Source organism: Terriglobus albidus, assembly GCF_025685425.1.
GTDB classification, from domain to species: domain Bacteria; phylum Acidobacteriota; class Terriglobia; order Terriglobales; family Acidobacteriaceae; genus Terriglobus; species Terriglobus albidus.
On sequence record NZ_JAGTAS010000020.1, the window covers coordinates 94979 to 114067 of the forward strand.

Here is a 19089-nt window from a genome sequence, read left to right on the forward strand (position 1 = left end):
CGCATCTGCCGGTGGTATGCTTCATGGTGCCAGACTCCAGAGCCGTGCCACCCAAGAGCCACGACAAATCGGAAACACCGGAACTTTCGGTCGATCTTCTGCTGCACTCCCCCAGTATTTCGGTGCGCGACATCTATTGCGCCGGTACCTGCAAGGGACACAGCCCGGAAGAGCACGCGACCGCAACCGAGCTTGTTTTTCCGTATCGCGGCACTTACGTTCGTCACGTCGGACGGGATCAGTCCGTTGCCGAAGCGAATCAGGTACTGCTCTTCAACCGTGGCGAGGGCTATCGCGTCAGTCACCCCGTCGAAGGTGGAGACGCCAGCCTGTCTTTGTTTCTCTCTCCATCGTTATTAGCAGAGCTTTCACCGGTGTCGCTTCTGGTGGACCGCTCCGAGCCGACGTATAAGACGCAACGGCTTCGTGTCGATACCCGCACTCAATCTCTGCTCGCGACGTTGCGGCACCGGCTGCGCCAGGGAGTTGCCGCCCCGATGGAAGCCGAGACGCTCGCTCTGGCGCTCGTGGAACATACTCTTGGGCCTCGTGTGGCCCACACCGCTGGCGGCAGTTCAGGCCGCCAGCGTCTGGTTGACCGCGCCAAGCTGGCTATAGCAAGCGACCTTGGACGGCGCTGGACACTTGCGGATGCTGCCGCTGAAGTTCGTTGTTCGCCAGTCTATCTTACGCAGGTCTTTCAACAGGTGGAGGGCATTCCGCTCTATCGCTATCAGCTACGGCTGCGGCTCGCGCGTGCGCTCGACCTTCTGGAAAAGTATGAGGATCTCACCCAGCTCAGCCTGGATCTTGGCTTCTCCAGTCACAGCCACTTCAGCGCCGCCTTCCGCGAGACCTACGGCAAATCTCCATCTGCCTTCAAACAATCGGCTCTGGGCCGCTGACCGACCGCTTCCGTCATTGGCGGCACCGAATTCCGCCGATACTTGTGTTCCAATCCTAAGAAGTATGAGTTCCTTTGATCTCTCTGGAGTTCGAGTGGGCGGCGGCAAGCTCTTTCTGATCGCAGGCCCCTGTGTGATCGAGAGCGAGACCCACGTCCGCAAGATGGCGGATGCGATTCAACGCATTACCTCCGATCTCGGCGTTCCCTATATCTTCAAGGCCAGCTACGACAAGGCCAACCGCACCTCTATCAAGAGCTTTCGCGGACCCGGCCTGGCGGAGGGCTGCCGCATCCTGAAGGCTGTGCGCGAAGCCCATGGTCTGCCCGTGCTGACGGACGTGCATACGCCACAGGACTGTGCTCCGGTGGCAGAAGCTGTCGATGTGCTGCAGATTCCCGCCTTTCTCTGCCGCCAGACCGATCTGCTGATCGCCGCAGCCGAGACTGGACGGGCTATCAATGTGAAGAAGGGCCAGTTCGTCGCTCCGCAGGACATGCGCCACGCCGCGGAGAAGATCCGCGAGAGCGGCAATGAGCGCGTTTTCCTGACCGAACGCGGCGCCAGCTTCGGTTACAACAACCTCGTTGTCGATATGCGCTCTTTGCCCATCATGCGCGGTTTTGCGCCGGTAGTCTTCGACGGAACTCACTCGGTGCAGACGCCCTCGGCTGCTAATGGCGTCAGCGGCGGTCAGCCGGAATTCATCCCCGTGCTCGCCCGTGCGGCGGTCGCCGCAGGTATCGACGGCATCTTCCTGGAGGTCCACGACGACCCGCCGAACGCCAAGAGCGACGGCGCCAATGCATTGCATCTGAATCATTTGAAGCGGGTACTGGAACAGTTGCTGGCGGTGCATCAGGCAGTGCAGATGTAGGACTGGCAATAACTTCGTTGTCCGGAACAGGCCCAGAGAATGGGTTAAAACTGGTGGGAACAGCGGGGTCCCCGGCCAGCTTGCTGGCTGGGGTGGTCAGCGGGCTTCAGCTCGCTGGTAAAAGTTAAAAAGTAATCGGGTAAGCCCTGGGTTTCTCCCGGATCAGAAAGGCCCGAATTTCCCACCATCGCTCCGCGATGGATGGGGCACCCAGCGCGTGGGCTCTGTCGGATTTTCGATATCTCCACATTCTGTTATCAGGAAACAAAAGAGCGGATCCCTGCGGGATGACAAACAAAAACATCTCGATGCTAGAATTAGGCTAGCCTAAATTAGGCACACCTAAGAATCCGTGATTGAAACCCAGGCCAAATCGCAGACGCCAGCTACCGAAGCGACCTCGCACGGCCGCTTCCGCCTGCTGCCGGAGCTGAAGCGCAGCGAGCTGTGGACGTACTTTGGTCCAGCGTTCGTGGCATCGGTCGCCTACATCGATCCCGGCAACTTCGCCACCAACATCGATGGCGGAACCCGCTACGGCTATCGTCTGCTCTGGGTCCTGCTGTGGTCGAATGCCATGGCCATCCTGATCCAGTACCTGTCGGCCAAGCTGGGCATCGTTACCGGACTTACCCTCCCCCAGAACTGCCGCAAGGTCTACGCGCGCGGCACCAACATCTTCCTGTGGGTCGCGGCGGAGATCGCCGCTTTGGCGACTGACCTGGCAGAGTTTCTGGGCGCGGCCCTGGGTTTCTATCTGCTCTTCGGACCGGCGCTGCTGGAACATGGCTGGTCGCGCACCGGCGTGATGTTTGCCGCAGCGATGCTCACCACGATCTGTGTCTTCCTGATCCTTGCGCTCGACCTTGCCGGCTTCCGCTTCCTGGAATGGGGCATCATGGCGTTCGTCGGTGTGATCGGCATCTGCTACGCCATCGAGATCTTTCTGGTGCATCCGGACTGGAAGCTTGCTGCCTTCCACGCGCTTATCCCATCGTTTGATCGCACAGATCTGCATGGCAGCATCTACGTCGCGGTGGGCATGCTGGGTGCTACCGTGATGCCACATGTGGTTTATCTGCATTCCGCCCTGGTGCAGCCCCGCATCAAGCAGGCGACCCATCGCTCAGGCCTTCCCGGAAGACACTTCCGGTCGCGCTATCTGCGTTTCGAGCTGGTCGACGTCTTCGTCGCCATGAACGGCGCCTGGCTGATCAACTCGGCCATGATCATCATGGCTGCGGGAGCCTTTGCCAGCTTCGCCGCGCGTGGCCTGGCGCCGGTAGCCAGCATCGAAGATGCGCACCATACGCTTGGTCCGCTGCTCGGCGGTATCTCAGCGACGGTCTTCGCCGTGGCCCTGCTTTGCTCCGGCCTTTCTTCGTCGACGGTCGGAGTCATGGCAGGTCAGGTGGTGCTGGAAGGCTTCCTCAACGTCAAGTTCTCCATCTTCCTGCGCCGCTTTCTTACCATTATTCCGGCGCTGGTGGTCATCGGTCTCGGCCTCGATCCGCTGAAGATCCTGATCCTCTCTCAGGTAGTACTGAGCTTCGCTCTTCCCTTTGCTCTGATTCCGCTGCTTCTACTCACCAGCCGCCGCGATGTGATGGATAGCTTTGCCAACAGTAAACGGACGAAGTACACCGGCTGGCTGATCGTAACGATCATCGTCAGTCTGAACGTGCTGCTGTTGTGGCAGACATTTGTTCGCTAGAGCATTTGTCCTGTGGGTGTAGCGTAGGGTTTCCGCATCTATGGGCGTTTTCCGCAATGAAAACGCCGTTGCACTCCTCTTCCGCGATACCCGGCAACAGGAAAAATGCTCTAAACATAAGGCACTGCCGCTAAGCTGGAGTCATGCTGGAAACGCGTGTCACGTTTGCAAACGGCCGCAGCCACACCCTCGTCGGCGACCTCGTCATTGCCAGTTCCACCCACGCCGTTATCCTCTCGCATGGCTTCGCGAGTGACCGCAACGGACGCGGACGTCTACCTGCGCTGGCTGATGCACTGAATGCCGCGGGCATTTCCACGCTGCGTTATGACTTTGCCGGATGCGGAGAGTCGGACGATGACACACTCACACCCGAAGGCCTGCGCGACGATCTCCGCTCCGCAATCCGTTTTCTACAGCAGCAGGGATTCACACACATCGGACTCTATGGGCACTCGCTTGGTGGAACCATCTCACTGTGGTCGTTCACGCCGGAGATCAAGGCGCTTGCCGCTACCGGAGCAGCAACCGGGCCGGTGCATTACAACTTCGACGAGTTCTTCCCGCAGACTGCGGTCAACAAGCTGCGCCGCACCGGCATCATGCCTGTGCCGTCAAGGTCAGAGCTCAGACCTGTCGTGCTCGCCTCACATGTACTGATGGATAGCTTCAGCACGTTCTCTTCGGAAGAGCTCTTGAGTCCCATCACGGTTCCGGTTCTGCTGATTCACGGTGGAGGAGACGATGAGGAACGCATGCTTGCGGCCACTTCACACGAGGGGATTCATCGTCTTCCAGAGGGATCGGTACTGGAGGTGTTTCCTGAGGCTCCACATGACATGCATGCTATTTGGCCTGACGTCACCGAGAAGCTGGTGAGTTGGTTTCGAGAGCATCTTGGCTAGTACTTCATTGTCACCGGAAGCTGAAGTCATCCCTTTAAATAAAGCACGGCATTCTTGACTTGCCGTGCTACCAAAGAGTATCGACAGATTGCGCTGGAGCTCTATAGAACGGGCCTTCAGCCCTTCCTCGTTCAATGTCCCCGAGACCTAGGGCTTCGCCCTAGGCTGGTATAGAACGCGCCTTCAGCGCTTTTAGCGATGGCATCTTTGTTTGTCATCTCTCAGAGTGGCGGAGAGATCTGCTTCTTCCGTGCCCGGGTGCCCCACCCTCGCAACGCTAGGGTGGGTTCGGATAACCCATAATTCCTAACAAATTTTATCGATATGCATCGCACGGTTATTTTCGCAATAACAAAACGAAAGGGGAGGCTTTGGCCTCCCCTTTTCTAGGGTGTATTCACTACCGTCCGTGGCCGTGTTCGCCACCACGCGGCTGGTCAGGACGTCCACCTCCCTGTGGCGGGCGTGGGACCTCCATTCGCTGCTGCGGTTGTTGCTGGCGCTGCTGCATCTGCTGCTGACGCTGTTGATCCATCTGCTGACGCTGCTGCTGTTGCATCTGTTGTTGGCGTTGCTGCTCCTGCATACGCTGTTGCTGCTGCATTTGCTGTTGCTGCATCTGCCGCTGCTGGTCAGCCTGGCGTTGCTGCATCATTTGCTGCTGACGCTCCTGCATCTGCTGCGAACGCTGCTGGTTCTGCATCTCCTGCTGACGTTGCTGTTGCATTTGTTGTTGGCGCTGCTGATCCATCTGCTGTCGTTGTTGCATCTGGCGTTGCTGATCAGCCTGACGCTGCTGCTGTTCCTGCATCTGTTGTTGCTGGCGCTGCTGCATCTGCTCCTGTTGACGCTGTTGCATCATCTGCTGCTGGCGCTGCTGCTCCTGCATCCGTTGATCTTGCATCCGCTGCTGGTCGAAACCGCCGCGGTTGATATTCTGCGGGTTCTGGGGAGCGCTCTGGCCAGGAGGCACCAGACCAGGATCCCGTCCGAAACCGCCGCGCACTGCCTGATTCTGCGGTTGTTGATTGGGTTGCTGCTGTTGCGTCTGTTGACGCTGTTGCATCATCTGCTGCTGGCGCTGCTGCTCCTGCATACGTTGATCTTGCATCCGCTGCTGGTCAAAACCGCCACGATTAATGTTCTGCGGAGCCTGGTTAGCACCCTGTCCCGGAGCTACCAGGCCGGGGTTCCGTCCGAAGCCGCCGCGCACCGCCTGACTCTGCGGCTGCTGGTTCGGCTGCTGCTGATGCGGTTGCATCTGTTGCTGCTGTTGCTGACGCTGTTGCACCATCTGCTGGCGTGCCGCCCACTGCGGATTCACCGCATTCGGAGCCAGACGCTGGAAGCCGCGATCCGCCTGCAGCGGACGATTCACCGCGGCAACCTGTGGGCGTCCATGATTGGCCGCGAAGAACGCGTTGCGGTTCTGCATCGCCTCACGCTGCACCACGAGCTGCTGAGTCATCGGGCGGACGTGCTGCTCGCGGAAGGCGAAGCGTTCCTGCGGAGCTGGGGGACGATTAATACCACCACGCCCACCGTAGTACGCCACGCGTGTGTTGTTGATGTAGGTATTGTTGATGACCGTGATGTTGCGCTGATAGACGTACGTCACGTGCGGAGGAACACGGTTGCACACGCGGTTGTAGTAAAAGTGCGGTCCGTTCCAGTAACCGCCCTGATAACCGAAACCGATGTAGCCGAAGCCATAGTTAATACCGCCGTAGAAACCAATGTGCGGTCCCCAGTAGCCACGGTGATAGCGATAGTGGCCGCCATACCAGCCCCAGTAGCCGGGGGTCCAGAGCGCGCCTACATACGGCGGATACACCCACGCACCCGGCACCCAGTAGTAGCCCGTATCGGCGTAGTACCAATAACCAGGAGTCCAGATGTAGTCAGGTCCGGGCGCTTCAGGCTGCTCATACTCCGGTAGCGGAGGTGGCGGGTTGTCGGCGACGACTTCGTCGAGCGCATCCGCGCCCTGCTGATAGGTGTCCTCGTCATACTGCCCCTGATTGGGATCCTGATATTGGCCGTTCGGATCCTGATTTGCATATTGTGTATTGGAATCCTGATAGGCCGGCTGCGCCTGCGTCTGGGCAGGCTGATAGGTCTGCGCGGTAGGCTGACCACCCTGGTAGGTCTGTGCCTGAGTTACAGCCTCATTCTGCTGGCTATTTCCCTGGATGGGCACCTGGGCCAGGTTGGAGTCGGCAGGATTTCCCGCTCCCGGCTCCTGCAGCGCCGCCTGTACGCTGCTACCCCTGCAGCCGGCCAGCGGCAATGCCAAAAACGCCGCCATCACACTGATTCTGAGAGCATTTCCATTCCCACCCATAGGTCACCTCTTCACACCGGATCTTTCTCTCCGCCCGGCTGATACCTATAGATAGACACGCCCCCGCTCGCACGCGTTGCCGCATCTTTTTGTTGCAAACGGGGTTGCAGAGGTTTACTTCACGAAGAGACGGAGCGCGTAGTAGATACCGCCCGCAATACACGCTGCGGCAGGCAGCGTGAAGAGCCAGGCCAGCAGAATGTTGCGGATGGTCTGCATGCGCAGGCCGCTTCCGTTCGCCAGCATGGTTCCGGCCACGCCTGAGCTCAGCACGTGGGTTGTACTCACCGGCAGATGGAAGCGGTCCGCGGCGATGATGGTAGCCGCCGCAACAATCTCCGCCGAGGCGCCCTGCGCGTAGGTGAGATGCTCCTTACCGATGCGCTCACCCACCGTGATGACGATACGCCGCCAGCCGACCATGGTTCCCAGGCCGAGCGCGAGAGCCACCGCCACCTTGACCCACACCGGAATGAACTTGGTCGCGTGATCGAGATGATCTTCGTAGTTCTTCAGAGTGTCTTTGTCGGCCGCGGTGAAGGGCGGAACACCCTTTTCGACATTCGATTTGGCGAGCAGGCGCAGGGTCTCGCTCTCAATATACATATCGTTGCGAACATTGCGCTGCTGATCGTCCGGAACATCAGAGAGCTGATGATGCGGGGCGACCTGATGGGTGATCTCATCGGCCATACGCCGCGCCGCCGGAATGACGTCGGGCACCAGCTCCTTGGAGCGGATGTATGCCGTCAGCACTGTCCTGGCGTCGTTCACCTCGATGCCCTGCGGAGCGTAATGCTGGAAGACACGCGCGGCCGATTCGCTGACCGCGACGAAGTCCTGAGTTTGCGAGAAGCCGAGAGCGTGGTTTAGCGCATAGGCCGTGGGAACCGTGCCGATCAGGATCAGCATGATGAGTCCCATGCCCTTCTGACCGTCGTTCGATCCGTGCCCGAAGCTGACGCCGGTGCAGGTAAGGATGAGCAGGACGCGAATCCAGAACGGAGGGGGCTCATTGCCGACCGGCGCCTCGTAGAGCTGCTGGTCCTTCACCACCTGCTTCAGGATGATGAGCATCAGCGCCGCGAACGAGAAACCGGCGATGGGAGAGATAAAGAGCGCGCGGAAGACATTGCCCACCTGGCCCCAATCCACGCCGCTGGCGCCGTTGGCGCCATTCATCAACTGGTTGGCGATACCAACGCCAATCATCGATCCGATCAGAGTGTGCGAACTGGACGCCGGGAGTCCCAACGCCCAGGTGCCCAGGTTCCAGGCAATGGCCGCAAGCAGCAGAGCGAAGACCGCGGCAAATCCCGCTCCGGAACCGGCTTTAAGAATGATTTCGATGGGAAGCAGCGAGAGAACCGCGAAAGCGACGCCGCCCGAGGAGGTAAGCACTCCGATCAGGTTCCAGATGCCGGACCAGATCACGGCAACATGCGGATCGAGCGAATGCGTATAGATGACAGTGGCTACGGCATTGGCCGTGTCGTGAAAGCCGTTGACGAACTCAAAGCCAAGGGCGATCAGGAGAGCGAGGCCGAGCAGAATATACGGCCATCCGCTGAGATTGTGAACCCGGCTCAGGTCGTTGGCGACATGAACCCCGGCATACACAATTCCCGCCAAAATAATGGCGCCGAAGACACCGAAGCTCTTCTTGCCTGGGGTGCGTTTGAGTTTGGCCTGTAAAGCAGCGGATTGACTAACGCCTTCTTTGACGGCTACCGTCACACATACACTCCGGCGCGCTCGCCTTGGACAAGCCGCCTCATGGGATAGTACCAATCCCGGCACTGCCGAAGGCTACGTGATTGTTACAGAGATGTTAAAAACGGGAGTGGTTGCACCATTCCTAGTGAAATCCAAAAAATTCCTCTCATCTTTTCCTCATACCCTGTCGATCTGTCTTCGGCCTGTTCGATTAACCCGCAGACAGGCAAATGGAGGCCTGGAACCCATGCAATATCTACTGCTAATCTACGACAACGAAGCCAAGCTCAACGCTCTGCCCCCGGCGCAACTTGTTGATATGTATGCCGAATACGGCGCCCTGACACAGTCGCTGAAGAACTCCGGCCACTTTCTGGCGGGCCGGCAGCTCCATCCCGTGGCGCAGGCAACCACGGTCCGGGTTAAGGATGGTAAGCAGTCGGTCACCGACGGCCCGTTTGCGGAGACAAAGGAACAGCTCGGCGGCTTTTATATGGTGGAAGCGGCCGATCTGGATGAGGCCGTCGCCATCGCAGCGCGCATCCCCTCGGCCCGTACCGGATCGATCGAGGTCCGTCCTATCGTCGAACGTAAGGACCAAAACTAAGCCATTATGCCGTTACCAACGGAAACCGGGCAGGCCAGCTTCGAGACCATCTATCGCGAAGAGGCCGCCCGGGTCCTGGCTACCCTGATTCGCCTGCTCGGCAGCTTCGATCTGGCCGAAGAGGTGACCCAGGAGGCCTTCACCATCGCCCTCCAGCAGTGGCCAATCGAGGGACTGCCGGCCAATCCGCGAGCCTGGCTCATCTCGACCGCGCGGCACAAGGCGCTTGACCTGATCCGCCGCCGTGCAAACTTTGCAGACAAACAAACCGAGCTGGTCCACTTCCTGCAGTCTTGCGAGCATGAGCCGCCTGCCCAGGAGACGGCGATGCTTGAAGCAGAGCAGCCGATCGAAGACGATCTGCTGCGTCTGATCTTCACCTGCTGCCACCCAGCGCTCCCGCAGGAAGCTCAGGTTGCCCTGACTCTGCGGACGCTCTGCTCCTTAGGTACGGAACAGATCGCCCGCGCCTTTCTGGTACCGGTCGCCACCATGCAGCAGCGCATCGTCCGCGCCAAACAGAAGATCCGCGACGCCGGTATTCCCTACCGTGTCCCCTCACGTGAGGATCTGCCGCAGCGGATCGCGGCTGTCGCTCTGACCATCTACCTGGTCTTCAATGAGGGCTACACCCACAACAACCGGGAGTTTGCCGCAGAGGCCATCCGCCTTGCCCGGCTGCTGCACCGGCTTATGCCCTCCGAGGCCGAGCTCACCGGCTTGCTGGCCCTGATCCTGCTGCAGGACTCACGTGCGGCCGCCCGCCTGTCAGCCGAAGGGGACATCATCCTTCTGGAGGAGCAGGACCGCAGCCTGTGGAACCGAACACAGATCGAGGAGGGTCTGATGCTGGTAGAAGAAGCGCTCCGACAAGGACTACCCGGCCCCTATGCGCTGCAATCGGCTATCGCTGCGCTCCACGCACAGGCGCAAACTGCCTCAGCCACCGACTGGCCGCAGATTGCAGCGCTCTATACCCTGCTCTATCGCCAGCAGCCCACACCCATCATCGAACTCAATCGTGCAGCCGCCATTGCCATGGCCTATGGAGAAGAGGCAGGGCTCAAGCTGTTGGCTGAGATCGAACAACGCGGTGACCTGAAGTGTTATGGCCACTTCTATGCGGCGAAGGGTGAACTGTTGCGGCGGCTCAACCGAAGCGACGAAGCGATTGCCGCATATGAACGCGCACTCGGCCTGGCGTGCTCAAACCAGGAACAACGGTTTCTGAGGAAACGCATCGCCAGCTTGAGATAAGCATCGAGATAACCAGAAGCCTCTATCTTCTATGGTTCGCACGCATTCGTTGCCCCACCCTTCGCGGTAAACCGCGAAGAATGAGGCAACAGTTCTTCGGCTCCACTGAATTCCGCATCCCCGGGTCATTCCCTTCTGAAAGTTGGCGGAGCTACAATAATCGCCATGCGCAGCCCCTTCATCCTGAAGCGGTTTCGCCGCGGTAAACACGACCGCGGCCGCATCCTCCTGTAACCCTCCTTTTCTTGTAGATTTGTTACGCTTCCTACGCCTGCAGATCGTCCCCCTTGGACCGTGCGATCTGCGGAAAACCGCGCCCTTTCGAGGCGCACCTTGAGGACCCGATACCATGAGCACCGTCAATAGCTTTGGCGCAAAAGCCACACTGACCGCAGGCGGCAAGAGCTACACCTACTACCGCCTTGACGCACTGCACACCGTCCAGCTCACTCGACTTCCGTTCTCGCTGAAGATCCTGCTTGAGAACCTGCTCCGCCGCGAAGATGGCGTCTCCGTCACCGCCGACGATATTAACTTCCTGGTCAACTGGGACTGCTCTGCTGAGCCCAGCCGCGAAATCGCTTACATGCCCGCCCGCGTCCTGATGCAGGATTTCACCGGCGTGCCCGCCGTCGTCGATCTGGCCGCGATGCGCGACGCCATGAAGGCCCTCGGCGGAGATCCGCAGAAGATCAACCCGCTGCAGCCGGCGGAGCTGGTGATCGATCACTCCGTCCAGGTGGACGAATACGGCACGGCCAACGCCTATGAGCTGAACTCGCTGCTCGAGTTCCAGCGCAACCGCGAGCGCTATGCCTTTCTGAAGTGGGGCCAGACCGCCTTCCGCAACTTCTCCGCCGTGCCTCCGGGCATGGGTATCTGCCACCAGGTGAATCTGGAGTACCTGGCTCGCGTCGTCTTCACCACGGACGACAACGTCGCCTATCCCGACACGCTGGTCGGCACTGACTCACACACCACCATGGTGAACGGTCTGGGCGTTCTGGGCTGGGGCGTAGGCGGTATTGAAGCTGAGGCTGCCATGCTGGGCCAGCCTGTCTCCATGCTGGTGCCCCAGGTTGTCGGCTTCCGCCTGACCGGCAAGCTGAAGCAGGGCGCCACTGCCACCGACCTGGTTCTGACCGTCACCGAGATGCTGCGCAAGCACGGCGTCGTCGGCAAGTTCGTCGAGTTCTACGGACCCGGCATCAGCGCTCTGCCGCTGGCTGACCGCGCCACCATCGCCAACATGGCGCCTGAGTACGGCGCGACGTGCGGCATCTTCCCGGTCGACGCCGAGACCCTGAATTATCTGCGCCTGACCGGCCGCAGCCAGGAGCAGATCGCTCTGGTCGAGGCCTACTACAAGGCGCAGGGCATGTTCCACACCGCCAATGCCAAGGAAGCCACGTACTCCTCCACGCTGCACCTCGATCTCGGTACGGTAGAACCCTCCGTCGCCGGACCGAAGCGTCCTCAGGATCGTGTGTCGCTCTCCCGCACCGCCGAGAGCTTCAAGTCGCAGCTCCCGTCGCTCTTCGGTCCCAATGGCCACAAGGGCAACGATCGCCAGATCGTTCGCTGGCAGGGTGAGGGCGGCCATCCTTCAGTCGATGACTCTGACGAGAGCAAGGCCACGCCCGAACCGGGCAAGGCTGAGCCGATCGCAAGCATCAAGGATCGCCTGGGTGTGGATGTCGACAAATATCTCCACCACGGGTCTATTGTCATTGCGGCGATCACCTCGTGCACCAACACCTCGAACCCCAGCGTGATGCTGGCGGCAGGCCTGCTGGCGAAGAAGGCGGTTGAGAAGGGACTTTCCACGCCGCCGTGGGTGAAGACCTCGCTCGCTCCCGGATCGCGCGTCGTCACCGATTACTACGAGAAGGCCGGCCTGACTCCGTATCTGGACAAGCTGCGCTTCAACACCGTCGGCTATGGCTGCACCACCTGCATCGGCAACTCGGGCGCGCTGCCCACCGATGTCACCAAAGCGATTGAAGATCACGGCCTGGTCGCGGTCTCTGTGCTCTCCGGAAACCGTAACTTCGAAGGCCGTATCAACTCCGATGTGCGCGCCAACTACCTGATGTCGCCGCCGCTGGTTGTTGCTTATGCACTGGCTGGCCGCATCGACTTCGACTTCGACAACGAGCCGCTGGGTAAAGGCAAAGATGGTCTGCCGATCTATCTGACTGACATCTGGCCGTCACAGGAAGAAGTGGCTGCGACCGTTGCAAGCTCCATCGACAGCAGTATGTTCCACAAGGAGTACTCGACGGTCTCCAAAGGTGACGTCAACTGGCAGAACCTGAAGTTCCCCTCGGGCGACACCTACGGGTGGGAGGCTGACTCCACCTACATCCGCCAGGCGCCATACTTCGACAACATGCCGGCAACGCCGGAACCGGTCACCGACATCGCTGGAGCTCGCGTTCTTGCTGTGCTTGGCGACTCCATTACCACGGACCACATCTCACCTGCAGGCTCCATCAAGCTGAACAGCCCTGCCGGAAAGTACCTCACCAGCAACGGTGTGAAACCGGCCGACTTCAACAGCTATGGCTCACGCCGCGGTAATCACGAGGTGATGGTGCGCGGCACCTTCGCCAACGTTCGCCTGAAGAACAAGCTGGCTCCCGGAACGGAAGGCGGCGTGACTCGTCTTCTGCCCGAGGGCGAACAGATGTCGATCTACGATGCCTCGGTCACCTATGCGGAGCGCGGTACGCCATTGGCCATCCTCGCGGGCAAGGAGTACGGCTCCGGCTCCTCGCGTGATTGGGCTGCCAAGGGCACGCGTCTGCTGGGCGTACGCTTCGTACTCGCTGAGAGCTACGAGCGTATCCACCGTTCGAACCTGGTGGGTATGGGCATTCTTCCGTTGCAGTTCCTGCAAGGACAGTGCGTCGAGTCGCTCGGCCTGACTGGCGAGGAGGTCTATGACATCCCCGGCCTGAAAACAATGCTCGACTCGAAGTTCGCCGACGGCAAGGTGATAACGGTGCATGCCAAGGCCGCGGATGGCTCCGTCAAGAACATCCAGGCGCAGGTTCGCATCGATACACCGCAGGAGATCCTCTACTACCAGCACGGCGGCATTCTGCAATACGTGCTGCGCCAGCTTGCAGGTAAGGCATAACAAACCAAGACATAACAAGCAAAGAGGCCCGGAATCGTCCGGGCCTTTTTGCTTTTTACGACCATCGACAAATTCATTTTGTAAGGAATTCCGGGGTATTCCCTGCCACCGTAGGGCATCGACAAATTCAGTTGATCTGATACAGAATGACTGAAAGTGGTGGGAGCAGCGGGCTTGAGCCCGCTGATAAAGGCGTAAAAGTAGACGGGCTTTTAGCCCTGGGACTTCTCTGTCTGTGAGGAAAAGCCCAGGGCTTAAAGCCCATTTCTATATTGAGCCGATAGACCGTGGGCTGAAAGCCCACGGCTCCCACCGGTTCGAGCTTCGCTCGAACATCCACCATCGCGTATCGGGGTCCCCGACGAACTTCGTTCGTTGCGGCCATTTGCGATGGATGGGTCACCCAGAGTATGCCTATCTGGAATTTGTCGATACGCCCTAGCGTTGCAAGGGTGGGCACCCAGCCTGGGAGACTCATTTAAAAGCAGATTTCTCCGCTACAAACAGAGTGTGTGATGGTTCTAAGCGCTGAAGGCGCGCTCTATACCAGCCTGGGGCAACGCCCCAGGTCTCGGTCACATTGAACGACAAAGGGCTGAAGGCCCGCTCTATATTCGGATCGTCTGTTCAAGATTTCAGACCATCTGTTGAAGCTGCTCGGTGTTGTGTGAAAGCACTCACAAACAGAGACACGCAGAAATCCTTTGCTGCAACGATGCATCCTCAAACTCTCGCGATCCAAATATTTTGAGAACGTACCCGCACTTCAACCCATCTTTCTCTCAGCAACTCTCCACTCTAACATGGGTATTCACAAGTGCCCGCGATGTACATCGGGTGGAGGAAAAGAAGATGATTATCAAACGCTTTGCAGGACTTACTCTCGCGGCTGTGATGATGACGGCTACCTTTGCCGCTCCAGCCATTGCACAAGGCCCGCCGCCTCCACCTCCGGGATATGGATCTGGATATGGACTTGCATATGGATGGGATGCGCCTCCTCGTGAGTTTCAGGAGATGCAACGTCAGGGATTTCATGACGGCATCTATGGGGCGCAGAAAGATTTTGAGAATCACCGCCGGCCGACTCCGAACAATCGGGACGAATATCGTCGTCCTCCGGTGAGCTGGCGTGATCGCAACGCATATCGCATGGGCTTTGAACGCGGCTATCGCGTTGGCTGGGATCACATTATGAATCGCGGCGGTGGTTACGGCTTCTTTGGCCGCTAACCGGACCAGCACATCACGCGTTATTGCGAACCAGATAGAATGGCCTGCATCGCTCAATAAAGCATGCAGGCCGTTCTGTTTTAACCGCTCCTGGAGTGACTTCGCGTGACCTCTCTTCGCAGACTTCTTCCAATCCTCGTTCTCTCTGCATCCGCACTGGCACAGAACCAGCGCGTTGCCGACCAGCGTGTCGGCGAAGCTCCGGTAGATGGCTTTGATCGCCGTGGCACGAATTCTGTTGCGTTGGCGATTCCCGGTCTGCGGCCCGGGCCTACAGCAATCGATATCAAGGATCTCGTCCTGCATGACTTTACTTTTGAAGGTTCTCCTGTTGCAGCATCGAAGCTTCATCTGAAGCAGTTGAGTGAAGGTGTTTATGAGATCACCTCTACGGCATACGCAGTCGGTGACTGGGAGTTTCAGGTTCATGATGGCGCTGCCGGATACTACGGTCTCGGTGAGCACTACAACACGCTGAATCACACGCACGAAGTCATTCGCAATCTGTCGCAGGACAATGCATACAGCAAAGGCGCAGGCACCTATAAGCCGATTCCCTTCTATCTCTCAACCACCGGTTACGGCCTGTGGGTCGACACCACTGCCGAAGCTGTCTTCGATATGAACGCTGCAGACCGCTATGAGGTGAACGTCTCTGTTCCCGCCGAGAGGCTGCGCATCGTGTTGTTCACCGGTCCGGAGTTTCCAAAGATCCTCGATCGCTTCACCGCACTTGTGGGGCGCACCATTGTTCCGCCGTACTGGGCCTTTGCTCCCTGGGTCGGACGTGACTACCACCGTAACGACGCCGATGTGCGCGAAGATGTGGACAAGACACGCGCTCTCGGCCTGCCTGCCAGCGTCGAGCTGATCGATTCGCCGTGGTCCACCGGATATAACAGCTACGAGTTCAATCCGAAGCAGTTCTCTGACATCAGCGGCACGATCAAGTACGTCCATGACAATGGCTTCAAGCTGGTGCTGTGGCACACACCATGGATCAACAACAAGACGAAGACGCCGGGCGAAGCCGGCTTTGCTGACAAGCTCGATATCGAGAGCTCCAACTATAAAGAGGCCGCCGCAGGCGGCTACTTCGTCAAGAACGAAGACGGCACCCCGTATGTGGGGACGTGGTGGAAGGGCGAAGGCTCCATCATCGACTTCACCAGCCCGGCAGCGAAGGAGTGGTGGCAGAACCAGGTCCGCAAGGTCATCAAGCTTGGGGCTGACGGCTTCAAGGATGACGATGCCGAGGGCAACTTCATCGGTCCCGTGAAGTTCGCCGATGGTACCGATCAGCGGCTGATGCGCAATCGCTTCGCCGTGCTCTACAACAACGCGATGGAAGAGTTGATCCAGAAGGACCTGAAGGGCAACGGGGTTCTCTTCGCGCGCAGCGCGACTGTCGGCAACCACAATATCGCCATGCTCTGGGGCGGTGATAACGAGGGCAACTTCTCCGAAGAGGACGGGCTGCCGACCATCGTGACCGCTGGGTTGGGCGCCGGACTAAGCGGCATGGCGATGTGGACCGCTGACCTTGGGGGCTATTTCGGCGGCGCCGAACCCGATCCGGTGAACTTCATGCGCTGGACGCAGGTCGCTGCCTTCTCTCCCGCGATGGAGGTCCTGAACACCAGGAATCGCGGACCCTGGAGCTATGGCGACGAGGCGCTGAAGAACTACCGTAAGTACGCCGTGCTGCACATGAGCCTCTTCCCCTACCGCTACGCCGCCGCGCAGCAGGCCAACAAAACCGGCATGCCGCTGATGCGCGCCCTGGTGCTGAACTACCAGGACGACAAACAGGCCCGCGAGACCAGGGACGAGTACCTCTTCGGAGACGATTTCCTCGTGGCTCCGGTTCTCCACGAGGGAACGCAGCGGCCGGTTTACCTGCCTGCGGGCGACTGGGTGAACTACTGGACCGGAGCACAGGCCACCGGCGGCAAGACGCTCGTCGCCGATGCGCCGATGGACGTGCTACCCCTCTATGTCCGCGCTGGAGCGGTCATCGCGAAGATCCCAGAAGACGTCATGACGCTGGTGCCCTCGGAAGAGTCGGACAATAAGACCGTAAAGACCCTGGACGATCGCCGTATTTATGAGTTGATTCAGCCATTTACGGGATCGGCAACCAAAACCATGGAGGACTTTGAGGGTCGCACTCTCACCCGCGATGCCGCCTCGCTGAAGATCAAGGGGAGGGCTGCCAAGGTGACCGTCCGCTGGAAGTTCGGCCGGGTACGTTCCGTCACCGTAAACGGATCGCCGGTAAAACTCCTGACCGACTCTGCCGGACCCTACGTGGAGCTGAGCCACAGGGACCAATCCACCATTGAATGGAAATAATACCCATATTTTCCTCAGCTTCCAGGGGCGACACTTCTTCGCCCTGCGGCATCCCTGTGTAGAGCCGAGACCGGGGGACGGAAATGAGTCCTGAGAGCGCTTTAGAGCGTCTAAAGAATGTGGTATCCTGTGGTTCGCTGGGATTCTGCGCCCATACTATGCCCTCGCCCACTGCGGAATAGAGGAGCTGTGGCCCAGGCGGTCTAAACCGCTACTCCGTTTTCCAGCCCCAGTAACAACCCCGGGATACGTGTCGACGATGAACGCCGAACACGAAAATATTTTCACCCCACGATTCAACGTGGGAAGGGATGCATTGTGGCTAACGAGGAAATGGATAATTTCGGAGAGACAGCGATAGACCAGGACAGCCTGGACAAGCTGATCGATGCCGGTAAAGAGAAGGGCTACCTCACCTACGGCGAGGCGAACGACCTGATTCCTGGCGACATGACCAATCCAGATGATCTGGATGACCTGCTGACGACCATCAATACGCAGGGTATCGATGTTCTGTCGCCTGATGCAAAGTTCGACAAGCGCGACGCCTACGACCTGGACTCCGAGGATGAGGACGTTGAGCTTGACCTGACCCCGGGACAGCTTGAGAAGACCAACGACCCTGTGCGCATGTACCTGCGCGAGATGGGTACGGTTCCGTTGCTCACCCGTGAGGGCGAGGTTGAGATCGCCAAGCGCATTGAACGTGGCCAGTTGCGCGTCATGAAGGCCATCTCGCGCTCGCCGATCGTCATTCGCGAGATTCTTGCTCTGGGCGACGATCTGAAGCGCGGCGTGCGCAACATCAAGGAAGTTGTCACCTTCGACGAAGAAGAGCTGACCGAAGAGATTCTGATGTCGCGCGTCAAGGCGACCGTCAAGAAGATCGACGCTATCTCGAATCACCAGAAGAAGGCCGAGGAGTACACGGCCAAGCTGGCCGACGGCAAACTGAAGTCGGCGAAGGACCAGCGCAAGCACCGCTGGCTGGTCGGCCGCGAGCGTGTGAAGGCGACGCGCATCGTGCGCGAGCTCAAGTACACCAACTCCGAGAAGAAGCGCCTGCTCGACAAGGTCAACAAGACCGTCGACTCCATGCGCACGCTTGAGCGCCAGATCAAGTCGCTGGACCAGAAGTTCGATGCCTCGCGCTCGGAAGAGCTGAAGAAGGAGTACCGCCGCCAGCAGAAGAACTGCCGCGTGGATCTGGAGCGCCTGGAGAACGAAGCCGGCCTTACCATCGATGAGCTGAAGCGCACGCAGCGCGAGATGATCCAGGGCGACATGGACGCGGAGAAGGCAAAGCGCGAGCTGATCGAAGCCAACCTTCGTCTCGTGGTCTCCATCGCGAAGAAGTACACCAATCGCGGTCTGCAGTTCCTCGATCTGATTCAGGAAGGCAACATCGGCCTGATGAAGGCCGTCGATAAGTTCGAGTACCGCCGCGGTTACAAGTTCTCGACCTACGCCACCTGGTGGATTCGTCAGGCCATCACCCGCGCCATCGCGGACCAGGCCCGCACCATCCGTATCCCGGTGCACATGATCGAGACCATCAACAAGCTGATCCGCACCAGCCGTCAGCTTGTGCAGGAGCTCGGCCGCGAACCCAGCTCGGAAGAGATCGCGAAGCGTATGGATATCCCGGTCGCGAAGGTCCGTAAGGTCCTGAAGATCGCGCAGGAGCCCATCTCGCTGGAGACACCGATCGGTGAAGAGGAAGATTCGCACCTTGGCGACTTCATCGAAGACCGCATGGCAGTCTCGCCGTCCGACGCCGTGATCTCGGTGAACCTGAAGGAGTACACCTCGCAGGTACTGCGCACGCTGACTCCGCGCGAAGAGCGTGTGATCAAGATGCGCTTCGGCCTCGAAGACGGCTCCGAGCATACGCTCGAAGAAGTGGGCCAGAGCTTCCAGGTCACCCGCGAGCGCATCCGCCAGATCGAAGCCAAGGCCCTGCGCAAGCTGCGTCATCCCAGCCGCAGCCGCAAGCTGCGCGCCTTCGTCGATGGCGTGAAAGAAATCTAA

12 protein-coding genes are annotated in these 19089 nt (G+C 59.2%); 10 read left to right on the plus strand and 2 right to left on the minus strand.

Annotated features, from left to right (window positions below; all coding sequences use genetic code 11):
- Nucleotides 1–44 precede the first annotated feature (44 nt).
- The 4 genes from OHL21_RS01355 to OHL21_RS01370 all read left to right on the plus strand — a co-directional run bounded on the left by OHL21_RS01355 (nucleotide 45) and on the right by OHL21_RS01370 (nucleotide 4401).
- A complete protein-coding gene (locus tag OHL21_RS01355; protein WP_263415451.1) occupies nucleotides 45–905 on the plus strand; it encodes a helix-turn-helix transcriptional regulator in 861 nt (286 codons plus the stop codon).
- Nucleotides 906–969: 64 nt separating this feature from the next.
- A complete protein-coding gene (gene kdsA, locus OHL21_RS01360; protein ID WP_263415452.1) occupies nucleotides 970–1782 on the plus strand; it encodes a 3-deoxy-8-phosphooctulonate synthase in 813 nt (270 codons plus the stop codon).
- A 352-nt stretch (nucleotides 1783–2134) separates the two neighbouring features.
- Nucleotides 2135–3496: an Nramp family divalent metal transporter gene (locus OHL21_RS01365; protein ID WP_263415453.1), complete on the plus strand. Its 1362-nt coding sequence runs from the start codon at nucleotides 2135–2137 to the stop codon at nucleotides 3494–3496.
- Between the two features lie 143 nt (nucleotides 3497–3639).
- Entirely contained in the window at nucleotides 3640–4401 is a 762-nt protein-coding gene (locus OHL21_RS01370) for an alpha/beta hydrolase (protein ID WP_263415454.1), read from the plus strand.
- A 400-nt stretch (nucleotides 4402–4801) separates the two neighbouring features.
- On the opposite strand, the gene OHL21_RS01375 is transcribed toward OHL21_RS01370, so the two are convergent.
- Complete coding sequence (locus OHL21_RS01375) at nucleotides 4802–6709, minus strand: YXWGXW repeat-containing protein (RefSeq protein WP_263415455.1); 1908 nt, start codon at nucleotides 6707–6709, stop codon at nucleotides 4802–4804.
- Nucleotides 6710–6859: 150 nt separating this feature from the next.
- Nucleotides 6860–8482 (minus strand): inorganic phosphate transporter, encoded by a 1623-nt coding sequence (locus tag OHL21_RS01380; protein ID WP_263415456.1) that lies wholly within the window; start codon nucleotides 8480–8482, stop codon nucleotides 6860–6862.
- A 226-nt stretch (nucleotides 8483–8708) separates the two neighbouring features.
- Between OHL21_RS01380 and OHL21_RS01385 the strand changes: the two genes are divergently transcribed.
- The 6 genes from OHL21_RS01385 to rpoD all read left to right on the plus strand — a co-directional run bounded on the left by OHL21_RS01385 (nucleotide 8709) and on the right by rpoD (nucleotide 19089).
- Nucleotides 8709–9068, plus strand: coding sequence for a YciI family protein (locus OHL21_RS01385; RefSeq protein ID WP_263415457.1), 360 nt, complete (start codon nucleotides 8709–8711; stop codon nucleotides 9066–9068).
- 6 nt (nucleotides 9069–9074) lie between these two features.
- On the plus strand, nucleotides 9075–10325 hold the full coding sequence (locus OHL21_RS01390) for an RNA polymerase sigma factor (protein ID WP_263415458.1): 1251 nt from the start codon (nucleotides 9075–9077) through the stop codon (nucleotides 10323–10325).
- Between the two features lie 349 nt (nucleotides 10326–10674).
- Complete coding sequence (gene acnA, locus OHL21_RS01395) at nucleotides 10675–13470, plus strand: aconitate hydratase AcnA (protein WP_263415459.1); 2796 nt, start codon at nucleotides 10675–10677, stop codon at nucleotides 13468–13470.
- Between the two features lie 852 nt (nucleotides 13471–14322).
- Nucleotides 14323–14703 carry a hypothetical protein gene (locus OHL21_RS01400; RefSeq protein ID WP_263415460.1) on the plus strand — a complete coding sequence of 127 codons (381 nt, stop codon included), beginning with the start codon at nucleotides 14323–14325 and terminating at the stop codon, nucleotides 14701–14703.
- A gap of 105 nt (nucleotides 14704–14808) precedes the next feature.
- Nucleotides 14809–17058, plus strand: a complete 2250-nt coding sequence (locus tag OHL21_RS01405; RefSeq protein ID WP_263415461.1) for a glycoside hydrolase family 31 protein — start codon at nucleotides 14809–14811, stop codon at nucleotides 17056–17058.
- Between the two features lie 333 nt (nucleotides 17059–17391).
- Nucleotides 17392–19089 carry an RNA polymerase sigma factor RpoD gene (gene rpoD / locus OHL21_RS01410; protein WP_263415480.1) on the plus strand — a complete coding sequence of 566 codons (1698 nt, stop codon included), beginning with the start codon at nucleotides 17392–17394 and terminating at the stop codon, nucleotides 19087–19089.